The organism is Nitrospira sp. (genome assembly GCA_016788885.1).
Lineage (GTDB): Bacteria > Nitrospirota > Nitrospiria > Nitrospirales > Nitrospiraceae > Nitrospira_A.
The window spans coordinates 1-25,853 of sequence record JAEURX010000035.1 but is presented as its reverse complement, the minus strand read 5'-3'; the positions used below and the strand labels follow the sequence as shown (position 1 = coordinate 25,853).

The window sequence follows — 25,853 nt, the reverse complement described above, 5'->3', positions numbered from 1 at the left end:
GCCCAATCCATCCCCAAAGGGATGACGCAGTCATTCGATTTCAGCCTTCTCAGCCCGATGTCCCAACCTGACATCAATTCCTAACGGGGACCACGCACTTAGCTGAGAGAGCTGGGGCCAAGCTCAATTCGCAACACGCCCTTACCTGCAATCTTGCGCAGTTAGGTTAGCGCCCCGCGCACTCTCGCGCAGGTTGCTTGGCATCCCCCACTAACAAAACCTTAGTTGGCCAGAAACTCCATAAACGAGTGTTTATTCTGAACCGGGGTACTCGTCGGTCGCCCTAAATCTTTCCTCGATCCGCGACGAACACGAATCTCCAATAAACTAGGCCCTCCTGAATGCTTCAACTCTCGCATACTTGTCTTCAGCTCTGAGCATGTCTGAGCACGAAACGCCTGCTCATAGGAGGCGGCACGAGCAATATGCAAAAGATCTACGGCAAATCCTACTGTCGGCTGCCCACCAACCGAATCATGCGCTCCATTGTTCAACACAATGTGCTTGAGATTGCGCGGCTTCAACACTCCTGCAATGGCAAGCCCTCCCATGTGCATCAGGAGTGCGCCGTCTCCATCAAGGCAATAGACGGACCGATCAGGCTTTTGGAGTGCCAACCCAAGAGCGATGTGAGCGGCATGCCCCATGCCTCCCACAGTTAAGAAATCGCACTGATGCCCCTGCTCCTTGCGAACTCGGTACTCATACACTTCTCTGGAAGCCATGCCTGTCGTCGCAACGACAATATCACGAGTATCCAACTCCTCAAGCACCTGATGAATGGCCGCTTCCCGAGAAAGTTCAAAATCCGCCTTGGCTAGTCCAGGAGTAGAAAATGGCTGAAATGTACCCTTCTTGATTACGAGCGCAACCGGCGCACTCGTCCTCCGAACGGTGACCAGAGCTTCTGCAAGCGCGGCATTCGAGGCTTCCAGTTCCGGCCCTAAGATGAAATACGGTACTTCCATGGCCTGAAGCATGGAGAGCATCACACGTCCTTGCTTCTTATGTTGAGGCTCATCATGAACGCCCGGTTCGCCTCGCCAACCGATGACGAGTAGCATGGGCACAGAATAGACTTCGGCGTCGGCCAACGACAACAAGGGATTGATAATGTTTCCCAACCCTGAATTCTGCAAATACACGAGTGGAGTTTTTCCCGTCGCGAGGTGGTAGCCAAGCGCGAGGGCAACGGCGCCTCCTTCATTAGCGGTGATGACGTGCTGTCCGGATGGAGCTACATGTTCCAGGCACGCACAGAATTCTTTCAATAGTGAATCCGGCACTCCGGCAAAGAAGTCGACATTGTTTTCCTGCAGGCAGTTGATAAATGTTTGCGGGTCAATCATGCCCTATGATCTCCAACAATTGAACGCACGAAGAGCGTGAAAATGAGCACTGGGGAATCCGCGGCTGACTTTATTCAAGCACAATCACCTCCTGCCCAAGGCAGGCAGACCTCAGAAGTTACCGGCTTGAACCACATCGTCAAGGCTGTTGACATCCAGCCAGTGTCCGACGGTATACAACACCCGAATCGGATAATCTCGCCTGAGTAACGTTTGAAGCAAATATGGAATACCAGCCTTCCGATTGCCCGGCTGGGCAAGTAGTTCCACAAGAAGCGTATCAACCTGAGCGGCCGCGCCGGGAGACAGTTTGAGAAATCCCATCCACACGCCATGGATTGAGTTGGGCGCAACCTCACTCCCCAGCTGCTTGAGATAGACCTTCGCATTGAACGCCTTGCGCGAATTCGGCAAGGTACATTCAGCAAATCCGCCCAAACGCGCATAGCTGGTTTGATCCTGCCAATTGCTGTCGACGAAGATCACACAGTCATCCTGCTCCTGGCACAAGGCCTGCGGGATATACTTATTGAACAACACATCACCATAGGAAATGATGGTCGGCTGGAAATGCCCCTTCCTCGATTGAAGCGCCAGCGACAACGAGGCCAACTCCCCGGTCTCTGAAAACTCAGTATTGTCGACGTAGGTCAAATTCGGAAGACTCACGGCGTCTTTCTTGTATCCGCGCACCACCAGAATGTCTTTGATCCCGACGGCATTGTACGCATCGACGATATGCGACAGAATCGGCGCTCCCTGAATTTTCACCATCGTCTTGGGCTGATCCTCCGTCAATTTCCCCAACTCTTCTCCCCTTGAGGCCGCAAGCACCACCGCTGATGTACCCTCAGCGCCCCGCGGCAGATAGCGTTCCTCGGCCTCCAACAGCTCCGCGGCATTCTGCAGACGGAAAATTTCGGAAACCGGGGCCACCTTATCTTCGATGGACAACAAATTCTCGCTCTGCTTGAGTGCTCGTGCGGTTTTTTGCATAGTCGAAACCGCAGCGCGCAGCATGTGATTGGCCCAAATCACCATGGAAAAACCATGTTGGCGAAAGACGTCCGTGGGCGTGGAATAGTACTTCGTAGGCACGATGACGACTGGGCAGCGATGGCCCCACTCCCGCTTAAACGCAAGGATCTCGTCGGGGACGGAGAGTGCGCTATGGATGAGAATGCCGTCGGCACCGGCCTGGTGGTAGGCTTCAGCACGCCGCAACGCTTCAGCCAACCCCCACCCGCAGATGAATGCCTCGACTCGCGCGATGATGCAAAAATCCGGATCGGCTTGTGCATCCTTGCCGGCCTTGATCTTGCCGCAAAACTCCTGCATGTCAGCCATCGGCTGCGCATCGCCTTTCAGGAAGCTATTGGTCTTGGGAAACAGCTTGTCTTCAATGCACACTGCGGCAATGTTGCGCTGCTCCAGTTTCCGGATGAGCCGCTGCATGTTGTTGAAATTGCCGTACCCCGTATCTCCGTCCAGGAGAATCGGCACTTTCGTCGCGTCGGACATGAACTCCAAATCTTCCAGTACCTGCGTCCAACTGGCTTCATTGTTGTCGCGCACACCAAACTGGGCCGAAATGGAAAGCCCGCTCGCCCAGATTCCGGCAAAGCCTGCTTCCTCCACAATTTTTGCGCTCAAACCATTGTGCGCTTCGCAAATGAACTCCAACTGCTCAGACTGGAGCAGCGTTCGAAATTGACGGGTCTTGGTCTGCGGTTGTCTCGAATTCATGTGCGGAGGAACCTTTCCTCAAAGGATGTCTAGACTCTTGAGCGCAGATACACAGGGACCGGTGGCGAACGGGTGGGTGAATCGTGGCGGCCCTTCAGCTACCGAAGAACTCACCGAGAACCGTCACGGAAGACAACGGCCCATCGCTGACCACGAACGCGCACACTCTCAGTCGCCACCGAAGATTCGCTAGGGAGTATTACACCATGCTGACCTCTCCGTGCTAGATGGTACGCGCCGCAAACTTGAGCACTCCGATCATCCTCACTACCTCCCCTGTTGACTCATACACTTGCCTAGAATCCCTCTTGGCCTCCGTCCATCCACAGTGAAGCCGCATCGTTCGTGTTCTATTCCACACAGTGGGATATTATTGAGACAGGCCCATCCAAAACCGTGGGAAAGACTCGCTATATTTCAATATCTTACAAAACTCACCTGTGGTCCGACATTTGCGTACTCAATGTGAACGAGAACAACAGGTAGCGGTTCCGAGCTCTGGAGAAGGATTCGATCACATGCGGAAGGGGATCATCAGCCTAGTCGGAACCCTGGCCATGACGGTCGCAACCGTCGGATGCCAGTCCAGTCCGAGCGCAACCCCAGTCCGTTATGACAACGTCCGGTTCATGGACGTCTGGAGCACCTACACGCATTGCCTCTCGACCGGCGAGACTCAGGCGGCGCTTCTGGATGCGAATAAATTGCGCGAGGTGAGCCTGGTTCGACTTCCTCAATCAACGCTCGACAGTCTCCTGCCGAAGAAGCTGAAGTCCATGGTCAGCGAACCTGCCTCCCGCCTGGCAGTTGATGTGCGCGCCATGGCGGCATCATGCAGCCTGCATGCGGGAGATCTGGCAATGTCCGCTGGCGAACCGGATGTGGCAATGGATCAATTTCGCGATGTGCTGCAAAACCATGGAGGAGCGGACTACTCGTACTACACCACGCAAGCAAAGGAACGACTCTCTCACCTCGCACTCACCTTGCAGGCAGCGCTCCGCTAGTCCGTCCTCGTTCTCGACATCTTTCCTACGCCCGTTGACTTTCTCCGGCGACCAGTTCCTCAAACAATTGAATATAGGTCGACGCCGAGCGGGTCCAGGACAAGTCCTGCTCCATCCCTGCCTTGATCAGACGCTGCCAATCCGCCTTTTTCCTGTAGACCGAAAGGGCCAGCAACACTGCGGTCAACAGTGAAGCTGAGTTGGTATCCGTAAATGTAAACCCAGTGGCGCGCAACTCTCTCAAGGCGCTCGGCGTATAGCCCACGACCGTATCGGCCAGACCGCCGGTCTTCCGCACAATGGGGACCGTTCCATACCGCAGACTATAGAGCTGGCTGAGCCCGCACGGCTCATAGCGAGACGGCATGAGGAACATATCGGCACCGGCCTCAATGCGGTGGGCTAACCCCTCATCAAACACATTCCGGACGGCAATGCGACCAGAATACCGCTCCCCCAACTCCCGAACCTGCGCTTCGTAGAGCGGATCCCCCGTCCCAAGAATCACCACCTGTGCGTTGAGCCCCATGAGTTCCGGCAAGATGTCGATGACCAAATCGATGCCCTTTTGACTGGTCAGTCTCGCGACCACAGCCAGGAGCGGCCCCTTGAGTTGGCGCAGCCCCAACTCACGTTGAAGCATCTGCTTACAACGAACCTTTCCCGAGAGATCGGAAAGAGTATAGGGAGCAGGCAAATAGCGGTCCGTCCTCGGGTTCCAAAGAGTCGCGTCGATTCCATTCACTATTCCCGACAAGACGGCCTTTCGCTCCGTGATCACCCCTTCCAAGCCACATCCGTATTCGGCGGTCTGAATTTCTCGACTGTAGGTCGGGCTGACCGTCGTCAGACGATCGGCGAAGACCAACCCACCCTTCAGCACGTTCACGCGCCCATAAAATTCGAGCGCAGCCGGTGAAAACAGGTGGCTGGGTAATCCCGTCACGGCGAACTGTTCCGGAGGGAATAATCCCTGATAGCCCAAATTGTGAATCGTCAACACGCTTCGGGTCCGGCTCAGTACGGGTCGCATGTGATACAAGGTCCGCAAGTAGACCGCACACAGTGCCGCTTGCCAATCGTGGAGATGCAGCAGGTCCGTGTGCCACTGCTCCTTGTCATAAAGGTGCAGCAACAGCTCCATGACACTTCGACAAAACAGAGCAAACCGTTCGAGGTTGTCCGGATAATCACGACCATCCTCTTGATAGAGGCCTGGCCTGGAGAAAAACGGATCATATCGAACGACGAAAATACGCAAGCGTCCTAGCCCAGACACCTGCAAGGCTGGAACGAGTATCTGTTGAATCCGAACGTCCAGGGACTGATCTCCCGCTGGAATCGAGAGGCTGCACACATCCACCGTCTCATACCCGTGCATATCCACTTGTCGATATGCGGGCAGGACCACGGCGACGTCGTGCCCCAGCGAGGCAAACTCGACGGCGAGTGCGCCGACGACATCCGCGAGGCCACCGGTTTTAGCCAGGGGGACGACCTCCGACGCAACCATGCAGATGTTGAGGGGACGTTGAGGGAACGTGCTTTCCATATGCGGATATGGACCTACTTCAGGCCGGGAGATGATTCCAGTCGCGTCTTGAACTGAGACTCGTACTTCCAGGTCTTTCCGACGGCATGCACCTTCTCGGCGGTCATCGCTTCATGGTACACGAGCACGCCCTCGAGAAAAACCAGGTAGTACCCACGATCGGCATACGCGAGGAACAGCGCATCACCTGCCGCCAACCCTGTTTCCCACCCCTGCGGGGACTCCCCCAGCGCCAGGCGTGCCTGCGGAATCAATCGGCCGTCCTGCATGCCGAAAAAGTGTGTGAACTGCTGATGCGTGTACGTGGGGTCACCCCAGGTTTCAACAAAAGCCCTGGGCGTCAGCTGTTGAATCCGAAAGTCGCCCGATCTGACCAACTGCTTTTGTTGATCGATCGACGGCATGCTGGAACAGGACACCGAGAGCAGGCCAATCCACATCCAGCACCCCACACCGATCAGTCGACGGATGCTCATCGCTGCCCTCCCCAGTCCTTGACGACCGTTGTTGTGACGATTACAGCAACCGCCTGGAACGCGGCTCCACCGGTTTCACCGGCTGACACAGATCGCACTGGCATAACCGGCGAAGAAACGTGTACGAATAGATCCCCGTATCGTGCCCATCACTCCAGGTAATCTGAAACGCATACCGTCCAACCGGCTGGATATCCTGCAGCATGATCACCAACGGAACATCATCCGGCTTCAACCGCAGTTCGCCGGTCCATTCGTCGGTGCAGGCGGCACAGGGACAATGCTGCCGCAAATACCGGACCGGATAACGGGCTTTGTGGCCGTCATTCCACGTAATGCTCAATACACCCTTCTCAACCCACTCCATGTCCGTGGGCTCAAGCACCACATCACTCATAGCGATCCACGCTCCCTCACCGTTCGACGACACGAGCCCTGGCATCCGCCATCGGATAACCCATTCAGGCGGAACCTCCGCCGGTTAAAAAATCCACAGGCGGCAATCGACGCCCCGCCACCACGGTGACATAACTCTCGATGACGGATTCGACCTCGGCCCGCACCTGCCCGGCCGCATGCAACCGGCTTAATAGTGCAGGCTGGATCTGCAATGCCTGATGAAGAAACGCGACACTGCCACGGGACAGGACTGTGCACCTGAACGGTTGCCGACTCGCACACCGTTCGCAGACCATTCCTCCGGCCAATGGCGAAAATTGCGGAAGCGGCCCCTGACGAACCTGCCCGCAGGTGGCACATTGTTCCGTTTGGGGTCGAAATCCGGTCATACCCAGCAAGCGGATCTGAAAAAGCAGCGTCGTCCACGCGGCATCGCGACTCTCCAACAACATACGTAGACCGGATTCCAGCATCTCGAAGACACGCGGTTCCGCATCGCCCTCCGCCATCACGGCGTTGACAAGATTGACCATGCGACCGGCGGCCGTCATAAGTGCGAGATCGGCACGAAACTTTGAGAATGGCTCATCGATGGTGACCTGGGAAATCCGGTACAGCGAATCGCCAGGTTTTTCGAACAGATCGAGTTGGCAGAGCGTAAACGGCTCGATCATCCCGCCCAACCGGCTCTTCAGCTTCCGCGCTCCCCTGGCGACTCCGCGCAGTTTCCCCAGTCGCATGGTATAGAACGTCACGATCCGATCGGCATCGCCCCACTTCCGGCTATGCAGGACGATCGCGGCCGTTTTTACCAGCGGCATCTCACCACCCTGCGTCGTGACATGCTCGGAACCGAAAGGGTCGGCATCGCATCGTTAGCGAAGCTGCTCGAGGAAAATCGTCGCCAGTGTGAGGTAAATGGCGATGCCGGTGATATCGTTGGCTGTGGTTACAAACGGCCCGGCCGCAACGGCGGGATCCACGCCCATTCGTTTCAAGACGATGGGCATGACCGTGGCCATGCTCGTCGAGACGAGAAAGGCCGTAATGAGCGACACGCCCACGACCATTCCGAGGAACACCTGGTGCCATAACCAGCCGACAATCGTCAGCATCAGACTGCAGGCGATGCCCATCAGGAAAGCGATCTTCGCTTCGCGGAAGAAAATCTTCCAGACATCGGTCAATTCCACCATCCCGGTGGCCAACCCACGAATGATGAGCGTAGAGGACTGAAGGCCGACGTTGCCCCCCATGGCGGCGATGACGGGAATAAAGCTGACAATGGCCACCACTTCCTGAATCGTGTATCGGAACATCCAGAGCAGCATGCCGGACAACAGACTCCCCACGAGATTGGTAAACAACCAGGGGAGGCGCACACGCGCGGCGACCATGCTGGAGGACTTGAACATCGTGTCCTCTTCAATGGCCCCGGCCATCTTCAACATGTCTTCTGTGGCTTCCTCACGGATGACATCGACGACGTCGTCCACCGTGATGATCCCCACTAACTTTCCATCCCGCTCCACGACCGGAATCGCCAGCAGGTTATAGCTCGCCACCTGACGCGAGACTTCTTCCTGATCCATGTCCACGGCCACACTGATCAGGTCACGGGTCATAATGTTCTTGAGCGGAGTCGCGGGTGGAACGGTCAGCAACTGACGCAACGACAGTACTCCGACCAGCCGGTCGTCCTTATCCGTCACGTAGATATAAAACACCATCTCTGCGTCGGTTGCCTGCTGCAACCGGCGAATGGCTTCCTGCGCGGTGGCATCCTCGGAGAGCGCGAAAAACTCCGTGGTCATGATGCCGCCGGCGGTCCCCTTCGGGTACTTGAGCAGGTCGGCGATTTCGGTAGAGTCTTCCGTCCGCATCAACGCCAGGATGTCCTTCGCGCGATCGTTCGGAATCACACTTAAAATGTGCGCGATGTCGTCGGACCCCAGATCCTTCAACAGCCAAGCCGCATCGGAGGGCAACAGGTCCGACAGCACCAAGGTGATGCTTTCGCCGTCCAACTCACTGAGCACCTGGCCACGCTTGACGTCTCCGCGCACCAATTCGAAGATTTCGCGCTTTTCTTTCAACGACGACAGGTGGTCGATGACGTTCGCGATGTCCGCCGGGTGCATGCGCGCCAACATCTTCGCCAGATTCGTGATGGCGCCGCGGCGCAGCAACCGCTGAATGGAGACCAGGCGCACGTCGGACTTCGACTGCCCGCCGGCCACGGCCTCGCGAGACGCATCTTTCCCGAGCGGCTCCTTTTCAGGGAGTCGCGTCGGTTCCGACGGTTGAACGGTCAGATCATTAATAGCCAAGCTCCGCGAGGGTTTGTTCGTCCTCTCGCCACGAATCGCGCACCTTCACCCACACTTTCAAAAAGACCTTCACGCCGAACAGCCGCTCCATCTCTTCTCGAGCCGCCGTCCCGACCAACTTGAGCCGCTCACCGTGCTTGCCGATCAGAATGCCCTTCTGAGACTCTTTTTCAACCAACACGACGGCACCGATTTTAATCAGCTTCTTGGTCTCCACAAACTCTTCGATCTCCACCGCGACCGAATGCGGGATCTCCTCGTAGGTCTGTTGCAGAATCTTCTCCCGCACCAACTCCGCCGCCAACGTCCGCATCGACTGATCCGTGATCATGTCCTCATCGTAGGTCGCCTCACCCTCGTCGAGCAGCGCCACCGTGACCGTCAGCAACCGATCGGTATTGTCCGCAGTCTGAGCCGACACCGGCACGATCTCGGTCCACGGGAAGAGACGCAGGTACTGTTCCATCAAGGGAAGCAGCCGTGCCTTGTTCACCAGATCGACTTTATTGATGACCAACACCACCGGACGCGCCTGCTTGGCGACCGCCTGCTTGACGTGCTCGATCACGGCCAGATCGCCGGGCCCAGGCTGGGCCGTGGCCTCAACGACCACATACAAGACATCGGCGTCATCAAAGGTATCCAGCGTCGTCCGCACCATGCGGCGATTCAGCAGGTGCCGCGGCTCATGAAGTCCCGGCGTATCAAGAAACACGATCTGCGCGCCGTCCACATGCGCCACGCCCAGAATTCGCGTCCGGGTGGTTTGCGGCTTGTCGGAAACAATCGCGATCTTTTCTTTCAAGAGGCGATTCAGGAGCGTGGATTTTCCCACGTTCGAACGCCCGATAATGGCCACACTTCCAAATTTCATGGTGTCTTGACGGGGGAAGGCCGTTCCTTTTCTCCGTTCGGCGCCATCTGATAGACCGTCTCTCCCCTCCGCACATACCCCAACCGTTCCCGGGCCAGTTCTTCGATCCTAGTCGAGTCGTACTGCACCCGGTCCAGATCGGCCCGCAGTTCGCCGTTCAACCGCTGCAAATCAGTCAGTTCGTGATCCAGTTGCTCGGCGTGCTCGCGCAAATGCAGGTACCGCGGGATCCCCATCTCTCCGAACAGCAGCGCGCCCATCATCAGCAGCAGCGCACCAAGCCCCACCCACTTCCCGGCAGAGCATACCTTCCGCTGCCAATCCAGCCAGTCGCGCCCACGGTTCGGTTTAATGATCACGATGGTTACGCCCTCGATGGAACAGCCGCACGGCCCCGGTAGACGGCCGCCGTGCCCAACTCATCTTCGATGCGAAGGAGCTGATTGTATTTGGCCACACGATCCGTTCTGGACAACGATCCCGTTTTAATCAAGCCGCTGTTGGTCGCCACCGCCACATCCGCAATCGTCGTATCTTCCGTTTCGCCCGAGCGATGCGAAATAATCGCCGTGTACCCCGACCGTTTCGCAAGTTCGATGGCATCCAACGTCTCCGTCAAGGTGCCGATCTGATTCAGTTTGATCAGAATGGAATTGCCGATGCCTTCCGCGATGCCCTTGGAAAAAATCTCCACGTTGGTCACGAAGATGTCGTCCCCGACCAACTGCACGCGCTTGCCGAGTTTTTCCGTCAAGATCTTCCAACCCTTCCAATCCAATTCGCTCAAGCCATCCTCAATCGACAGAATTGGGTACCGATCCAACAACTTGCCGTAATACGACACCATCTCCTCCGAGGAGCGCTCCGGATTCTTCTCGGCCTCCAGTCGATACCGCCCCTTCTCGTACAGTTCACTGGCGGCGCAATCCAACGCCAAGGCGATATCCTGCCCGGGACGATACCCGGCCGCTTCGATCGCTTCCATGATCAAGGCCAGCGCCTCTTCGTTTGATTGCAAATCCGGCGCGAATCCGCCCTCGTCTCCCACTGCCGTGTTCAGCCCCTTTTTCTTCAGCAAGGCCTTCAGGGTATGGAACACTTCCGTGGCCATACGCAAGGCGTCGCTGAAGCGTGGCGCGCCGACCGGCATGATCATGAATTCCTGCAGGTCCAACCGGTTGTCGGCATGCGCGCCGCCGTTGATGATGTTCATGAGCGGCACCGGCAACACCCGCGCGTTCGTCCCGCCGAGATAGCGATACAACGGCTGGCCGGTCTCATTCGCCGCCGCCTTGGCCACCGCCAACGAGACGCCGAGAATGGCGTTCGCGCCCAACTTCCCCTTAGTCTTCGTCCCGTCCAACGCGATCATTTCGTGATCGACCGCGGCTTGATCCAACGCCTCCATGCCCAACAAGCGAGGGGCAATGGTCTTGCTCACGTTCGTCACCGCCTTGGAGACGCCTTTCCCCATCCACCGCTTCTTGTCCCCGTCGCGCAACTCAATCGCTTCCTTCTCGCCGGTCGAGGCTCCGGACGGGACCGCCGCCCGCCCATGCGCACCACTCTCCAGGAGCACCTCAACCTCGACCGTAGGATTGCCTCGTGAATCGATGATCTGTCGCGCCTTCACGTTCCTGATTCCGCTCATGCTCGTGTTCTCCTCCAGCTAGACCCACTCCACCATCACTGTCGTCATCTGCTCGTCTGTCGCATCGGCACAGCGTTCACCCCAGCGTTTTCTTCAGCAACTCATTCACCTTCCCAGGATTCGCCTTGCCGCCGGACGCTTTCATCACCTGCCCGACCAGAAACCCCAAGACCTGCTGCTTGCCTTCTTTAAATTGCGCCACTTGAGCAGGATGTTTCATCAAGACTTCATGAATTATTGTCACCAAGGATCCTTCATCTGATACCTGCGTCAACCCCTTGTCCTGAATAATCTGCGCCGGCGCCTTTCCCGAGGCATACACATCCGGAAAGATGTCCCTGGCAACCTTCAGGCTCACAATGCCCTGGTCGACCAGGGTCAGCAACTCAACCAGCCGCTCGGGCGTGACCGGCGAAGCATCTGCCTCAATGCCGGCATGATTCAATTCACGCAACAGCTCGCCCATGACCCAATTGCTGACCGTCTTGGGATGGGGATACAGCTTGACGCAGGCATCAAAATACACCGACAAGGCTTTGCTGGAGGTCAGGATGCCGGCGTCGTACTCGGGGATACCATAGTCGCGAGTAAACCGCGCCTGCTTCGCCGACGCCAATTCCGGCAACCCCTGGCGCAACAGCTTAATCCGTTCAACCGAAATCTCCAACGGCACCAGGTCAGGGTCTGGAAAATACCGGTAGTCATGCGCCTCTTCCTTGCTGCGCATGACCGCCGTTTCACCACGTTCGTGATTCCAGAGCCTGGTTTCCTGATAGACCTTTCCCCCCTCACTCAGCACCTTCGTTTGTCGCTTGATCTCATACTCAACCGCATCTTTGACGAACTTGAACGAATTGATGTTCTTCAATTCCACCTTGGTCCCGTAGGCGGCCTGTCCCACGGGGCGCAGCGAGAGGTTCGGCTCACACCGGAAGCTTCCCTCTTCCATGTTGCCGTCGCAGACGTCGAGATACATCAGGAGTTCGCGCAAGGCCTTCAGGTATGCGACCACCTCTTCGGAAGAACTCAGGTCCGGTTCCGTGACGATTTCAAGCAGCGGCGTTCCGGCCCGATTCAGGTCCACGAGACTCATCCCACTGCCGGCCTCATGCACGTTTTTCCCGGCGTCCTCTTCCAGATGGGCCCGCCGGATACGCACACGTTTGCGAATCCCACCCGCAGCAATCTCAATCCACCCGTGCTCGCAGATCGGCGCTTCGTATTGGGAAATTTGATAACCCTTGGGCAAATCCGGGTAAAAGTAATTTTTGCGGGCAAATCGGTTCCGCACCCCGATCGTCCCGTTCATCGCCAGCCCGGCGCGCACCGCCATTTCCACAGCCTTTTCATTGATGACCGGCAGACTTCCGGGCAACCCCAGGCAGACAGGACAGGTCTGCGAATTGGCCGTGCGGCCAAACGTGGTTCCGCACGGGCAGAACAACTTGGATTGCGTGCGCAACTGCGCATGCACTTCCACGCCGATGACGACTTCGTAGGCGACGCTCAACTCTGCTCTCCCTTAGTGAACTGCTCCCGCTCCCGCCGCATGGCATCGCGCCCCGCATCGAAGGCCTCGCGCAGCACGGACTTTTTCGATTCGATGAACTCCCGGCCCTCTTCGACCGCACCTTCAAATCGCTCACCGGCTTCTCCGACCAGATCACGGAGTCCGTCCTCAGCCCGTCGTGCATAGCCGCGCAACAGATCGCGCGACTCTTCCCCGGTTCGCGGCGTCAACAGGATGGCCGCCACCGCGCCCAACGCGGCTCCGCTCAAAAACCCCAACAACACGGCTGCAGACGATGGACCATGATGATTATCCGCCATTGTGATGTCCTCCTTCTTTGAAGCGTTCCGTGACAACGTGTTTTGCCGCGCGAAGCCCGGCGACCACGCTGGCCACGTTCGCCAACAACGTCCCACCGGATCCCCGCATCAGACTATGGACCTGATTCACCGACTCGCCGACTTCTCCCACCGCGTGCAGCAACACGGCGGCATGCTCGACCCCGCCACGCGCCTGCCCCGTCAGGTCGTTTAGATTTTGACTCATCGCCCGCAGTTCCGTCACCAGCGTCGGGAGGTCGGCATTGAGCTTGCTCACCAACGTCTCGGCTTCCTCGACCGTCTTGCGCACTTGAATCAACAGCGGAACCAGATACCCGACCAGCACCGCGAATGCGATCGCGACCAGAATAGCAGCGACTTCGACAATCATAGGGACTCCCTTATCAGGCCGACCGGACTACCGGCTTCTTCGCCCGCCAGTTGGTGGCCTGCTCGTAGGCATGGGCCCCGCGCAACAGGGTTTCCTCTTCAAACGGCCTGCCGATGAGTTGCAACCCGATCGGCAGGCCGGCCTTGCTGAACCCGCAGGGCAACGAAATAGCGGGCAGGCCGGCCAAATTCGCCGAGATCGTGTAGATGTCCGACAGATACATTTGTAATGGGTCTTGGGCCTTTTCGCCAAACTTGAATGCCGTGGTCGGGGTCACCGGCGTGACGATCAAGTCGACGCGTTCAAAGGCCGACTCGAATTCCCGGCGAATCAACGTCCGCACCGCCTGGGCCTTGCCATAATAGGCGTCGTAGTAGCCGGCGCTCAGCACATAGGTCCCCAGCATAATCCGGCGTTTCACCTCGGACCCGAATCCCTCGGCCCTGGTCCGCAAATACATCTCCAGCAGATCCGTACTCTCTTCGGCCCGTCGCCCGAATCGCACGCCGTCGTAGCGGGCCAGATTGGAGCTGGCTTCGGCCGTTGCGATGACGTAGTAGGTCGCGACCGCCGCATCCGTCGTCGGCAACTTGATCTCACGGATGTCGGCACCGAGTTCCCGCAACCCTTCGATGGCGGCACGAACCGCCTGCTCCACTTCCGGATCCAGACCGTCGGCAAAGTACTCCGCGGGAACACCCACCTTGAGGCGCTTCAAATCTTTTCGCTTCAGGGCCTTGAGATAGTCCGGAACCGGCACATCGGCCGACGTCGAATCTCGAGGATCGTGACCGGCGATCGCGCCCAGCAGGATCGCCGCATCCGTCACATCCTTCGTGATGGGACCGATCTGATCCAGCGAGGAAGCGAACGCTACTAGCCCGTAGCGGGACACCCGGCCGTAGGTCGGTTTTAATCCGACCACGCCACAAAACGCCGCCGGCTGACGAATCGATCCGCCAGTATCCGAGCCCAACGCCGCCACACATTCGTCCGCCGCGACCGCGGCGGCAGAGCCGCCGCTCGATCCGCCGGGAACGGTCTGCACATTCCAGGGATTGCGGCTGGCCCCGAAGGCCGAATTCTCGGTGGAGGACCCCATCGCAAATTCATCCAGGTTCGTCTTCCCGAGCAGCAAATAGTTCTGCGCGCGCAATTTGGCGACGACGGTCGCATCATAGGGCGGCACAAAGCTCTCCAGCATACGGGACGCGCAAGTGGTGCGCACACCTTCCGTGCAGATATTGTCTTTCACCGCCAGCGGCATGGCCATCATCGGCGTGGTCTTGCGCCACCCCTTCAACGCCTGATCGAGACGTTCCGCCTGTGCGAACGCCGCGTCCTTGCATTGCGTGAGATAGGCCTTGATTCGCGGTTCGATATTCGTCACCCGCAAAAAATAGCTCCGCACGATTTCCGTGGCCGACACATCTCCGGCCGTAAACCTGCGCTGGAGTTCCGCCAGCGTCAACTTATGTATCGACATCAATGACATCAGCGTTTGACACCCTTGCGGGTGATCCGGTTCTTCCCGTCGACCTGGATAATCCTCGGCTTATGCCGCTTGATCTCCTCGTCGCTATAATACTCGTAGCAGAAGATAATGATCTGATCGCCCACCGCGGCTTTCCGGGCAGTCGGTCCATTCAGCACGATCTCGCCCTTCCCCCGCTTCCCCTTCATGGCGTAGGTCATGAACCGCTCGCCGTTGTTGAGGTTGGAGCACACGATCGCTTCGTACGGCAGAATCCCCGCCGCATCCAGCAGATCTTCATCCACCGTGAGGCTCCCCTCGTATTCCAGACACGCCTCGGTGACCGTCGCTCGATGTATCTTTGCCCGCAACATTTGTCGAAACATAGTCGGCTCGTACTCCTTCAGTCGCTTAGGATTCTTGGATGATTTTCGGAACCCGGAAACAGCTCGCCTCCGCATCGGGAGCGTTTCCGACCGCCTGCTCAGGCGACAACGACGCCTCGACGGCGTCCGGACGAAACACATTGCTCTGTCCCAACACAGTCGACGTCGGCTCGACGCCTTCCGTGGAAAACGTCTTGAGCTTCTGGACATACGCCACAATCTGATTCAACTGTTGCGAGAAGGCCGTCGTCTCCGCTTCGCTCAACGCCAGCCGCGCCAGCTTGGCCACCTTCTCGACTTCCTGCTTCGTAATCTCCATCTCATGCTCTCATTTCTGTGAGGATGTTCAACAGGGTCTTTCCACAAGGCCGCAGGAAGCCCGGCGACGAGGCGTACCCTTGGGGTACGTCGCAGGATGCCGGGCGACCGAGAACGCCGTGGGAAGCCTTGTTCAACATCCGACTATTCCACCGTCACACTCTTGGCCAGGTTCCGCGGCTGATCCACATCTTCCCCGCGCAACACGGCGATGTGATAGGCCAACAACTGCAACGGAATCGTGAACAAAATCGGCGACAGCAACGGATGGACGTCAGGAATCGTGAACACCGCGTCAGCGATTTTTCCCAACTCACGCTCCCCCTCGGCGACGAACGCAATCACCGGAGCCCGGCGCGCCTTGACCTCCATGAGGTTGCTGACCGTCTTTTCATATAACCGGTCACGGGGTGCCAATACCACCACCGGCATGTCCTTATCGATCAGCGCGATCGGCCCGTGCTTCATTTCCCCGGCGGCATAGCCCTCAGCATGGATATAGGAAATTTCCTTGAGCTTGAGCGCGCCTTCGAGTGCGATCGGAAAATTGATCCCCCGCGCCAGATACAGGAAGTCCGGTTTCTTATAGTACCGCTTGGCAATCGCGAGAATCTCGGCTTCCCGACCCAGCACATGTTTCACCAATGCCGGCACCGTGACCAGGCGGTCCAGCCAGGCCTTCCCGTCCGCCACACTCAAGACGCCCCGTACCCGGCCGAGGTGCAGGGCCAGCATGTAGAGCGCCGCCAACTGACTGGTAAAGGCTTTCGTCGACGCGACGCCGATTTCAGGGCCACAGTGCGTGTACAACACGCCATCCGATTCGCGAGCCAGCGTGCTGCCCACGACATTGACGATCGACACAACCCGCGCGCCTTTTTGCTTGGCTTCCCGGGCGGCCGCCAAGGTGTCCGCGGTTTCCCCCGATTGCGAAATCGTGATGAACAGATCGTTCTTCTCGATCAACGGATCGCGATACCGGAATTCGCTGCCGATATCGACCTGGACAGGCGTGCGAACCATTTCCTCCAACAGATACTTGCCGACCAGGCCCGCGTGCCAACTGGTGCCGCACGCCACGATCCAGATGCGCCCCACGTCGGCAAACTGTTTCGGCGTCAGACCGATGTCCGGCAGGTCGGCCTCGCCGCTCTCGTAGGAGTAACGTCCGCGAATGGTATCCAGAATCGTCTGGGGCTGTTCGTGAATCTCCTTCAACATGAAATGGGGATAGCCGCTCTTTTCCGCTGCAGACGCATCCCAGGTCACCTTGGTTTTCTTCCGCGTGACCGTCCGGCCGTCGAGATCCGTAAACGCGACGCCGCCCGCCGTCACCTCGACGACATCGCCTTCTTCCAGGAATGTCACATCCCTAGTGTGAGACAACATCGCCATCACATCAGACCCGACGAACGAAGCCTCGGCAGTACGGCCGATCACAAGCGGGCAACCCGACCGCGCCGCAATCAACAGGCCGGGCTCACGCTCCGAAATCACCGCAATGGCATAACTGCCGCGAATCTCCCTCGCCGTCGCACGGACCGCATCCGCCAAGTGCAGCTTGCCCTTTTTCATGTGGGTATCGATCAGGTGCGCAACCACTTCCGTGTCCGTCTCCGACTGAAACTTGTACCCGTCTTTGACGAGACGCTGCTTGAGTTCGACATAGTTCTCGATGATGCCGTTATGCACGAGCACGCAGCTCTCGGAGCGATGCGGATGCGCGTTCTGCTCGGAGGGCTTGCCGTGCGTCGCCCAGCGCGTATGGCCGATGCCGCACATGCCGGTGATCGCCTTCTGCTCCAGCGACTTCTGCAAATTGATCAGCTTCCCGACGCTGCGCCGGATCTCAATCTTCTCCCCACGCTGGATCGCCACTCCGGCCGAGTCATACCCGCGATACTCCAGCTTCGACAACCCGTTCAACAAAATCGGGACCGCATCCTGATTTCCCACGTAGCCAACGATGCCACACATAGGTCGCCGTTACCTCCGTTTCGAACGTTGAACTGCCGGTTGTTTCTTCTTGACCACACGGCGCGCAGCCTTCGGCTTCGAGGTCGCCTTCGCGGGCTTGGCACTCGTGCGGGTCTTCACGACGGGCACGGGCTTCGGCGCAGGAGGGGGCGTCTGCCCGCTCTGCAACGCGCGCCGTCTGGCAGCCCATCCCTCACGCGTCACCTGAGGCACGCGTGCAATGACCAACGCATCCGCGGGCACATCCTGCGTGACGGTAGCGCCGGCTGCGATCACCGCGCCCTGCCCGACGGTCACGGGTGCAACCAGCTGCACATCGCTGCCGATGAAGACGCCGTCCCCGACGACCGTCTGAAATTTCTTGTATCCGTCGTAATTGCAAGTAATCGTACCGGCGCCGATATTCACGCCTTGGCCGATCGTCGCATCACCGAGATAACTCAAATGGTTGGCCTTCGACCCCTCGCCGAGTTCCGTTTTCTTCATCTCGACAAAGTTGCCGACTTTCCCCTTGCGGCGCACGACCACACCGGGCCGCAAATGCACAAACGGGCCAAGGTGCGACTCATCTTCCACCTGCGATTCGCGAAAGATGCAGTGGTCTAAAATTTCCACTCGGTTGCCGATGCGACAATCGGTGATCCGCGTCCCCGAATGGATGATCGTCTCCTCCCCGATCACCGTCCGGCCTTCGAGCGTGACATTCGGATACAGCAACGTGTCGCGGCCGATCGCCACCTCGGCATCGATCCACGTGGACGCAGGATCCCGCATCGTGACGCCAGCCTCCAGCCAACGCTCCCTGATCCGGTGCCGAATCACGCCCTCGGCTTCGGCCAGCTGGACGCGACTATTGATCCCCAGTCCTTCGTCGATATCGCGTAACCGCAAGGCCGACACGGTGCGTCCCTGCTGCACCGCCATTTGCACGATGTCGGTCAGATAGTACTCGCCTTGTGCATTCCGGGGATCGAGCTTGTCGAGCGCCGGAAAGAGAAAGTCGCCGTCGACGACATACGTACCCACATTGATTTCACGCACCAGCCGTTCGGCCTCGGACGCATCCTTATGTTCTACGATGCTCTGCACGCGGTTGTCCGCGGCGCCTTCCAACCATTCCTCGCGACGATGGCGAATCACGCGACCATATCCGGTTGCATCGTCGAGCACCGCGGTCAACAGCGTCACGGCCGCGCCTTGCGCATCATGCATCGCGAGGAGTTCCCGCACCGTCTGTTCCGTCAGCAAGGGCGTGTCCCCATTGAGGATCAAATAGCGAGTCGGCCGGCAATGCGCAACATTGCCGAACACCGGACGCGCTTGCAGCACCGCATGGCCTGTCCCCAACTGCTTCGCCTGCTCGGCAACGGCGACCTGCCCACCAACCGCATCCACGACCTTCCGTACGTCGGTGCCTTGATGGCCGACGATCACCGCCACGCCCTGCTCGGCCAGGTTGCAGGCAATGTCGAGCACGTACAACACCATCGGTCGCCCGGCGACCGGATGGAGCACCTTCGCCAGGGACGATTTCATGCGCTTGCCGAGTCCCGCCGCCATAATGATGACGCCGAGCCCCGGTACGGAGGAAGACAAGGCGTTGTCGTGCGATGAATGAGTCATAGGGTTCTCACCATACGTAATCGGCAGAGGGTTGTCGAGTGGAGCCGCGATCAACCGACCTGCACGCCTGCATCGGGTTGCTTGATCGATGTCCACGGTTTGCCGCCGGCCGGTGAGGAAGTACCCGACGACGGATTCGGGGTATAGAGTCCGCCCGACACAATCAGCTTCATGGCCTCTTCGACCGTGATGTCCACGGCAATCACTTCGCGTTCAGGCACCAACAGGAAATACCCGGATGTGGGATTGGGCGAGGTCGGCACGTAGACGTGCACGAGCGGATCCGGGGACAGTTGCTGCATTTCGCCCTTCGTCACACCGGTCACAAATGCAAAACAATAATGACCGTTCTTGGGAAACTGAATCAGCACCACCCGGCGATAGGCCTCACGCTCCGCGAACGACAGAATGTCCATCATCGACTTGAGAGTGGAATAGATCCCGCGCACGACCGGCACACGATTGAGCAGCCGCTCCCACTGCCGCACCACATGGCGACCGATGAAATTCGCGGCGAACAGGCCGGTCATAAAAATGAGCAGGATGAGCGCGATGATGCCTAAGCCGGGCACGTAGTACCCTGGAGTCACCAGCCGGGCGGCCGCATCGCCGAGAATGCCATCCAAACTGACGAACAGGGTCTTCAGAATCAGGATGGTGCCCCAAATGGGGATCATCACCAGCAAACCGGTGAGAAAATACCGTTTTAATGAAGCTTGCACCATGCGCGGCTGAGGGGTCCCGGGTAGAGCGTCATGATACTGGTCTTTTGCCGGTCCTCGCAAGCCTTTTCTTGCTATTTTCAATCACTTGGAATAGGATCCGCCGTCTTTCGCCCCCGAACTTTTCAGGTTCTAATCATGATGAAACGCCATCAACCTCCGCGAGGTCTCTTCATCACCCTGGAGGGTATCGAAGGATCCGGAAAATCCACCCAGGGCCGTCTCCTCGGAGAGTACCTACGCCACCAGGGATACAGCACCGTGGAAACCCGGGAACCGGGCGGAACGCCGCTCGCGGAAAAAATCCGCGCGGCCCTGCTCGACCGGGCAGAGGAGCCGGTGGCCGCGGAAACCGAAGCCTTTCTGGTGTTGGCGGCTCGACGCCAACATGTCATCCAGGTGATCGAGCCGGCCCTGGCGCGCGGCGCCATCGTCCTCTGCGACCGGTTCAGTGACTCCACCCTCGCGTACCAAGGCTACGCCCGAGGGCTGGATGTACCCTTGCTCGAACGGCTCAACCGGCTCGCGACACACGCCGTCACGCCTGACCTCACGCTGCTGTTCGATCTTCCCGTCGCCACCGGACTGGCACGGCGGCGATCCGCCACGGAGACGAATCGACTCGACCGCGAGTCCCTGCGATTCCATCAAAAAGTTCGCGCCGGGTTCCTCGATCTGGCAAAGCGCCATCCCCGACGCATGCACATCGTGTCTGCGCGTGCCTCTCAGGAGACAGTTGCCCGCGCGGTTATCCGTACCGTGGCACCAGCACTCAGTCGGCTGCGGGGCCAACACGGTCGGCCCACAACGCCACCTGCCACCCCACCACGCACCACACAGGTCCGCCATGCCCTTCGCTGACGTCATCGGACACGAGCACGCGAAGACCCTGCTGCAATCGGCGATGCTGCAGAACCGGCTGGCCCATGCGTATCTCTTTCACGGCGAAGACCGCATCGGCAAACGGCTCCTCGCCCTGCGATTGGCGCAAACGCTGCTCTGCGAGACGGTCTCGGACGCCCGCCAGCCAGACGCGTGTGGCGCCTGTCGAGCCTGCCGCCAGGTGGATGCGCGCACGCATCCGGATTTTCTGGTCATCGAACCGGATCAGGAAATGGCCAATCCCCAAATCAAAATTGAGTCCATTCGAGACATCGAGCATCAGATGATCTACCGCCCGCTGATCGGCAACAGAAAAATCTGCCTGATCGACGAGGCGGATCGCATGACCATCGGCGCCGCCAACGCGCTGCTAAAAACATTAGAGGAGCCCCCCGACCACAGTCTGTTTATCCTGGTGTCCAGCCGCCCCTATGCGCTGCCGGCCACAATTCGCTCCCGCTGCCAATCCCTGCGACTCACGCCGCCGGCGCAAACGCAAGTGGAAGCCGCCGTCATCCTCAAGCGCGAACTCCCTCCCGCCGACGCACGCTTTCTGGCGCTGCTCAGCGACGGGCAACTGGGGCGCGCGCTGGAATGCGATCTCGAACAAGCGCGCACCAATCAAAAAGAATTCGCCACCATCTTTTCCGCCAAAGGCCTCCAATCCTTCTCCACCGTGCTCGCCGCCGCGGAAGCCCTCGCCAAAGGGGATCGCGGCCCGGAGACATTCGATTGGCTGCTGCGCTGGTTACGCGACCTGCTGCTCATTGCGGTCGGCGCCGGTGCGGACCACATCCTCAATCTCGATCAACGGGCCGACATGCAGAAACTGGCCGAACGCGTCGACATCGATGCGTTACTGACGCTGATCGGGGACCTCGACCAGCTTGAACGCCAAGCGCATCGCAACCTGAACATTCAGATCGCGCTCGAAACCATCTTGCTGCGAGTCCGCCAACTCCTGACTCCGCCAGGCACCGCCGACCGTTCACGATAACCTAGCTTTCCCCATTCTCATCTTGCTATCTTCATCCGATCAGATATGAGCAATCGCGACACTTTCTACATCACGACACCGATCTACTACGTCAACGACGTACCGCACATCGGCCACGCCTACACCACCGTCGCCGCGGATGTGCTTGCCCGGTATTGGCGGTTGCGCGGACGCGACGTGTTTTTTCTGACCGGCTTGGATGAGCACGGGCAGAAAGTGCAGCAGGCCGCCGCGAAGGCCGGCATCGATCCGCAAGCCCATTGCGATCGCCTCGCGCCACAGTTCACAAACCTCTGGGAACGGTTGAACATTTCCCACAACGCCTTCATCCGTACCACCGATAATCCCCACCAAGCGGTGGTTCAACGGTATCTTCAACAGTTGTTCGATAAGCAATTGATTTACAAAGCAGACTACACAGGATGGTACTGCACGTTTGATGAACGGTTCTGGACAGAAAAAGATGTTGTCGGTGGGCTTTGTCCAGACTGCAAGCGACCGATCGAGCAACTGAGGGAACACAATTATTTCTTCAAGATGGGCCAGTATCAGGAACGGCTGCAGCGGCACATCCTGGAGCATCCGGACTTCATCCGGCCCGAATCGCGCCGCAATGAGGTCCTGGGATTTTTACAGTCCCAAAAGCTCGGCGACCTCTCGATCTCACGACCCACATCACGACTGTCCTGGGGCATCGAGTTGCCCTTCGACAAAGGCTATGTCACCTATGTGTGGTTCGACGCGCTCGTGAATTACATGTCCGCGCTTGAATACTTACCCCTGGGACAACCGGCCGGCTTGCGTTACTGGCCCGCGAACGTCCATTTGGTCGGGAAAGATATCCTCACCACACATGCCGTCTACTGGTCCACCATGTTAATGGCGCTGGAGCACCCCCTGCCGCATTCCATCTTTGCGCATGGCTGGTGGACGGTGGACGGCGAGAAGATGTCCAAGAGCCGCGGCAACGTCGTCGATCCCAACGCTATGCTGGATAAGTACGGCGCTGACGCCTTTCGCTATTTTCTACTGCGCGAAGTGCCATTCGGACAGGACGGCGATTTCTCACGCAACGCGCTCGTGACCATCATCAACAGCGCACTCGCCAATGGCATCGGGAATCTCCTAAGCCGCACGCTCACCATGATCGAACGTTCCTGCGCCGGCGTGATCCCCGAACGGGGCCCGGCCGTGCTGCCGGAGTTGGAGCAACGGATTGAGGAGTTGGCCAAGCACTTGCCCGGCAAAACCGAAACCGGCTTCAATGCCCTGCAGTTCCGCGACGTGCTGCTCACGATCGAAGAACTCAATGGCCTCTGCGATGAATACATCGACAAGAGTGCGCCCTGGAAACTGGCGAAGCAGCCGGAGGCACAACCGCAATTGCACACGGTGTTGAACATTTCCGCCCGCGCCCTTCGACTGCTGGCGTTGCTGCTCTACCCATTCATGCCCAAGGCCGCGGCACAGATGATCCAGCAACTTGGGTTGTCGCTGGACCTTTTCCGACCACTGACGCCAGAGGCCGTAAATTGGGATGCACCGCTCGCCGGCAGCAAGATCCAAAAAGGATCCGGCTTGTTCCCCAGAATCTTGCTGGCTGAACCTGGTGAATACAAGATAATCGGATCTGATGCAAAGCTTGTCAAAGGAGGACGCCCTGTGAGTGATACTCCCGCAACCCCGCAACCGACTGCCGCTACCCCCGCTGCAGCTCCCGCTGCGCCGCAAACTCCTGCTCCGGCCACCACGCCGACTGCCCCGGCCGCCGCACAGCCTGTCCAGATCAGCATCGACGACTTCATGAAGATTCAACTCAAGGCCGCCAAGGTACTGGCAGCCGAACGCGTGCCGAAATCCGAGAAGTTGCTCAAACTCCAAGTCAGTCTCGGCGCCGAGCAGCGGCAAATCGTCGCCGGCATCGGCAAGAAATATGAACCGGAAAGCCTGGTCGGCAAAACCATCGTCATCGTGGCGAACCTCAAACCGGCGAAGCTCATGGGCATCGAATCACAGGGGATGGTCCTTGCGGCGGGCGACAGCGAAGTGCGAGGGCTCGCCACCTTCGCCGAAGACGTGGAGCCCGGCACCAAAGTGAAATGACTCGTTCCTTTCTCATCAGTCTGATCGGCACAGGCCTTCTCGTGCTGCTGAGCAGCACGAGCATGGCCTTTACGCCGGAGCCCTCCGAATCCGAGCTCGAAAGCACAACCCACTTCAACGATCCCCTGCCCACGACTGTGCTGGTGCGCGTGGTCGCACATCGATCTCTCGTCCTGGGGCATGAGGTCGGCGGCGCGCGCGTCACGATGACCGATGTGGCAACCGGCCGGCTGCTGGCCTCGGGTTCGCAGCAGGGCGAACCGGGCGACCAGACGCAAATCATGCGCACGCCCCATCTCATGGACGAGCCGCTCTACAGCAGCCGGCCGGCCGCTGCGTTCAGCGCCACGCTTGAATTAACCCGCCCGACCCTGGTGGAAATCACGGCCGAGGGGCCCTTGGCCTATCCTCACGCGTTGCAACGGGCGAGCACCACCGTGCTGCTGATCCCCGGTCATGACCTCACCAACGACGGTATCGTGCTGCATCTCTACGGCTACCTGGTACAGGTCGAACACCCCAAACCGGGCGAGCCCTTGATCGCCAAGGAAGACGTGATGTTGCGGGCCTCAGTGCGGACACTGTCCGGAGCCCTGGTCCGGCCGCACAGCGATTGGGACTCTCGCAAGATGCATATTTATGCCGAGCTGTTGGTCGGTGATCGCATCGTCGAGCGACTGCAGATGTTCTACTCCGGGGAGAAGAGCCGGTTCGAAGCGCCGTTTTTTGTTCCGATATCGAAAGATGCCCCTGACGGCATCACGTTGCGCGTGATCGCGGCCGACGTCGCCACCGGCAACTTCGGCGTCGTCTCGGCGCAATACCCGGTGCTCTCCGAACGCCTGAGACCTAAGAAGAATTGACCCCATTGACTGAATCGATCGTTTCGTGATGTGCTGACGAGGTGCTGCAGTCGCGATCCACCGGCTGGCAATTCACCATTCACCATCGAAGCGCCTGACCACTCGATCGTACAGTTCATACGATGGATCCCAAACAACGACAATTCTCCATCTGGTACATGTTCATTGCCCTCTGGGTGCTGATTCTGATCCAGACCTTTCTCCCATCCCTGTTCAACCCCACCGAAATCCCTTACAGCGAATTCAAATCCGCCGTGGAAGCGAACAAGGTCACCGAGGTGACGGTCTCGCCGCAAGTCATTCACGGCAAGATGAAGGAAGACAAGGTCTTCCATACCATTCGCATCGAAGACCCGGACCTCTTGCGCAGTCTCGCGCAACACCAGGTGAAGGTCACGGGGATGATCGAAAGTACGCTGTTCAGGGACCTGTTGTCCTGGATCCTGCCGATCGTGCTGTTCTTCGGCGTCTGGTGGTTCCTGCTGCGTCGCATGGGCCAAAGCCAAGGCTTCATGACCGTCGGGCAAAGCAAGGCCAAGATCTACATGGAAAAGGAAGTGAAGGTGACCTTCGCCGATGTGGCCGGTGTCGACGAAGCGAAAGAAGAACTGGAAGAAATCATTGAGTTTCTCAAAACCCCGGAGAAGTTCCGTCGGTTGGGGGGCAAGATTCCCAAAGGCATTCTCTTGGTCGGCCCTCCAGGAACCGGAAAAACCCTTCTCGCCAAAGCCGTGGCGGGCGAAGCAGGCGTGCCGTTTTTTTCGATCAGCGGCTCGGAGTTCGTGGAAATGTTCGTCGGCGTGGGCGCAGCTCGCGTCCGCGACCTCTTCGAACAGGCCAAGAGCAAGGCGCCGTGCATCATTTTCATCGACGAACTCGACGCGCTGGGGAAGGCTCGCGGAG

The 25,853-nt window shown here is 58.6% G+C and carries 25 protein-coding genes; 6 read left to right on the top strand and 19 right to left on the bottom strand.

The annotated features are described in order from the left end of the window. Window positions 1–221: 221 nt before the first annotated feature. Together aepY and aepX are read right to left on the bottom strand one after the other, a co-directional pair. A complete protein-coding gene (gene aepY, locus JNL86_08740) occupies window positions 222–1,349 on the bottom strand; it encodes a phosphonopyruvate decarboxylase (protein ID MBL8042988.1) in 1,128 nt (375 codons plus the stop codon). Between the two features lie 111 nt (window positions 1,350–1,460). Next, the gene (gene aepX, locus JNL86_08735) at window positions 1,461–3,095 is read right to left on the bottom strand and encodes a phosphoenolpyruvate mutase (protein ID MBL8042987.1); all 1,635 of its coding nucleotides are present in this window, start codon (window positions 3,093–3,095) and stop codon (window positions 1,461–1,463) included. A 518-nt stretch (window positions 3,096–3,613) separates the two neighbouring features. Here aepX and JNL86_08730 point away from each other — a divergent pair. Next, the gene (locus JNL86_08730; protein ID MBL8042986.1) at window positions 3,614–4,102 is read left to right on the top strand and encodes a hypothetical protein; all 489 of its coding nucleotides are present in this window, start codon (window positions 3,614–3,616) and stop codon (window positions 4,100–4,102) included. A gap of 25 nt (window positions 4,103–4,127) precedes the next feature. Here the strand turns inward: JNL86_08730 and glgA are convergent, their stop codons facing one another. From glgA to JNL86_08645, 17 genes are all read right to left on the bottom strand, one after another. Continuing rightward, complete coding sequence (gene glgA, locus JNL86_08725) at window positions 4,128–5,654, bottom strand: glycogen synthase GlgA (GenBank protein MBL8042985.1); 1,527 nt, start codon at window positions 5,652–5,654, stop codon at window positions 4,128–4,130. Window positions 5,655–5,668: 14 nt separating this feature from the next. Continuing rightward, window positions 5,669–6,130 carry a hypothetical protein gene (locus JNL86_08720; protein MBL8042984.1) on the bottom strand — a complete coding sequence of 154 codons (462 nt, stop codon included), beginning with the start codon at window positions 6,128–6,130 and terminating at the stop codon, window positions 5,669–5,671. 40 nt (window positions 6,131–6,170) lie between these two features. Next, window positions 6,171–6,527, bottom strand: a complete 357-nt coding sequence (locus tag JNL86_08715; protein ID MBL8042983.1) for a DUF971 domain-containing protein — start codon at window positions 6,525–6,527, stop codon at window positions 6,171–6,173. Between the two features lie 64 nt (window positions 6,528–6,591). Then, a complete protein-coding gene (recO, locus tag JNL86_08710) occupies window positions 6,592–7,350 on the bottom strand; it encodes a DNA repair protein RecO (protein ID MBL8042982.1) in 759 nt (252 codons plus the stop codon). Between the two features lie 54 nt (window positions 7,351–7,404). Then, window positions 7,405–8,742 carry a magnesium transporter gene (gene mgtE, locus JNL86_08705; GenBank protein ID MBL8042981.1) on the bottom strand — a complete coding sequence of 446 codons (1,338 nt, stop codon included), beginning with the start codon at window positions 8,740–8,742 and terminating at the stop codon, window positions 7,405–7,407. A gap of 106 nt (window positions 8,743–8,848) precedes the next feature. After that, a complete protein-coding gene (era, locus tag JNL86_08700; GenBank protein ID MBL8042980.1) occupies window positions 8,849–9,733 on the bottom strand; it encodes a GTPase Era in 885 nt (294 codons plus the stop codon). Then, complete coding sequence (locus JNL86_08695) at window positions 9,730–10,092, bottom strand: septum formation initiator family protein (GenBank protein ID MBL8042979.1); 363 nt, start codon at window positions 10,090–10,092, stop codon at window positions 9,730–9,732. Before JNL86_08695 ends, era begins: the two co-directional genes overlap by 4 nt. A gap of 5 nt (window positions 10,093–10,097) precedes the next feature. Beyond that, window positions 10,098–11,384: a phosphopyruvate hydratase gene (eno, locus tag JNL86_08690; GenBank protein MBL8042978.1), complete on the bottom strand. Its 1,287-nt coding sequence runs from the start codon at window positions 11,382–11,384 to the stop codon at window positions 10,098–10,100. 76 nt (window positions 11,385–11,460) lie between these two features. Beyond that, window positions 11,461–12,894, bottom strand: coding sequence for an Asp-tRNA(Asn)/Glu-tRNA(Gln) amidotransferase subunit GatB (gene gatB / locus JNL86_08685; protein ID MBL8042977.1), 1,434 nt, complete (start codon window positions 12,892–12,894; stop codon window positions 11,461–11,463). Beyond that, window positions 12,891–13,214, bottom strand: coding sequence for a YtxH domain-containing protein (locus tag JNL86_08680; protein MBL8042976.1), 324 nt, complete (start codon window positions 13,212–13,214; stop codon window positions 12,891–12,893). The genes gatB and JNL86_08680 overlap by 4 nt, the downstream gene beginning before the upstream one ends. After that, a complete protein-coding gene (locus JNL86_08675; GenBank protein MBL8042975.1) occupies window positions 13,204–13,605 on the bottom strand; it encodes a DUF948 domain-containing protein in 402 nt (133 codons plus the stop codon). Before JNL86_08675 ends, JNL86_08680 begins: the two co-directional genes overlap by 11 nt. A 13-nt stretch (window positions 13,606–13,618) precedes the next feature. After that, the gene (gene gatA, locus JNL86_08670; protein ID MBL8042974.1) at window positions 13,619–15,100 is read right to left on the bottom strand and encodes an Asp-tRNA(Asn)/Glu-tRNA(Gln) amidotransferase subunit GatA; all 1,482 of its coding nucleotides are present in this window, start codon (window positions 15,098–15,100) and stop codon (window positions 13,619–13,621) included. Further along, window positions 15,100–15,465, bottom strand: a complete 366-nt coding sequence (locus JNL86_08665; GenBank protein ID MBL8042973.1) for an aspartate 1-decarboxylase — start codon at window positions 15,463–15,465, stop codon at window positions 15,100–15,102. The genes gatA and JNL86_08665 overlap by 1 nt, the downstream gene beginning before the upstream one ends. A 25-nt stretch (window positions 15,466–15,490) precedes the next feature. Continuing rightward, on the bottom strand, window positions 15,491–15,784 hold the full coding sequence (gatC, locus tag JNL86_08660) for an Asp-tRNA(Asn)/Glu-tRNA(Gln) amidotransferase subunit GatC (protein MBL8042972.1): 294 nt from the start codon (window positions 15,782–15,784) through the stop codon (window positions 15,491–15,493). 143 nt (window positions 15,785–15,927) lie between these two features. Continuing rightward, entirely contained in the window at window positions 15,928–17,760 is a 1,833-nt protein-coding gene (glmS, locus tag JNL86_08655) for a glutamine--fructose-6-phosphate transaminase (isomerizing) (GenBank protein ID MBL8042971.1), read from the bottom strand. A gap of 9 nt (window positions 17,761–17,769) precedes the next feature. Beyond that, window positions 17,770–19,383: a bifunctional UDP-N-acetylglucosamine diphosphorylase/glucosamine-1-phosphate N-acetyltransferase GlmU gene (gene glmU / locus JNL86_08650; GenBank protein ID MBL8042970.1), complete on the bottom strand. Its 1,614-nt coding sequence runs from the start codon at window positions 19,381–19,383 to the stop codon at window positions 17,770–17,772. Window positions 19,384–19,433: 50 nt separating this feature from the next. Continuing rightward, window positions 19,434–20,108: a DUF502 domain-containing protein gene (locus tag JNL86_08645; protein MBL8042969.1), complete on the bottom strand. Its 675-nt coding sequence runs from the start codon at window positions 20,106–20,108 to the stop codon at window positions 19,434–19,436. A gap of 132 nt (window positions 20,109–20,240) precedes the next feature. Between JNL86_08645 and JNL86_08640 the strand changes: the two genes are divergently transcribed. The 5 genes from JNL86_08640 to JNL86_08620 all read left to right on the top strand — a co-directional run. Continuing rightward, window positions 20,241–20,966, top strand: a complete 726-nt coding sequence (locus tag JNL86_08640) for a dTMP kinase (GenBank protein ID MBL8042968.1) — start codon at window positions 20,241–20,243, stop codon at window positions 20,964–20,966. Further along, on the top strand, window positions 20,953–21,984 hold the full coding sequence (holB, locus tag JNL86_08635; GenBank protein MBL8042967.1) for a DNA polymerase III subunit delta': 1,032 nt from the start codon (window positions 20,953–20,955) through the stop codon (window positions 21,982–21,984). The genes JNL86_08640 and holB overlap by 14 nt, the downstream gene beginning before the upstream one ends. Before the next feature lie 45 nt (window positions 21,985–22,029). After that, on the top strand, window positions 22,030–24,087 hold the full coding sequence (gene metG, locus JNL86_08630) for a methionine--tRNA ligase (GenBank protein ID MBL8042966.1): 2,058 nt from the start codon (window positions 22,030–22,032) through the stop codon (window positions 24,085–24,087). Beyond that, the gene (locus JNL86_08625) at window positions 24,084–24,950 is read left to right on the top strand and encodes a hypothetical protein (GenBank protein ID MBL8042965.1); all 867 of its coding nucleotides are present in this window, start codon (window positions 24,084–24,086) and stop codon (window positions 24,948–24,950) included. Before metG ends, JNL86_08625 begins: the two co-directional genes overlap by 4 nt. A gap of 122 nt (window positions 24,951–25,072) precedes the next feature. Beyond that, window positions 25,073–25,853, top strand: a 781-nt coding sequence (locus JNL86_08620; GenBank protein MBL8042964.1) for an ATP-dependent metallopeptidase FtsH/Yme1/Tma family protein, incomplete at its 3' end; no start/stop codon positions are given.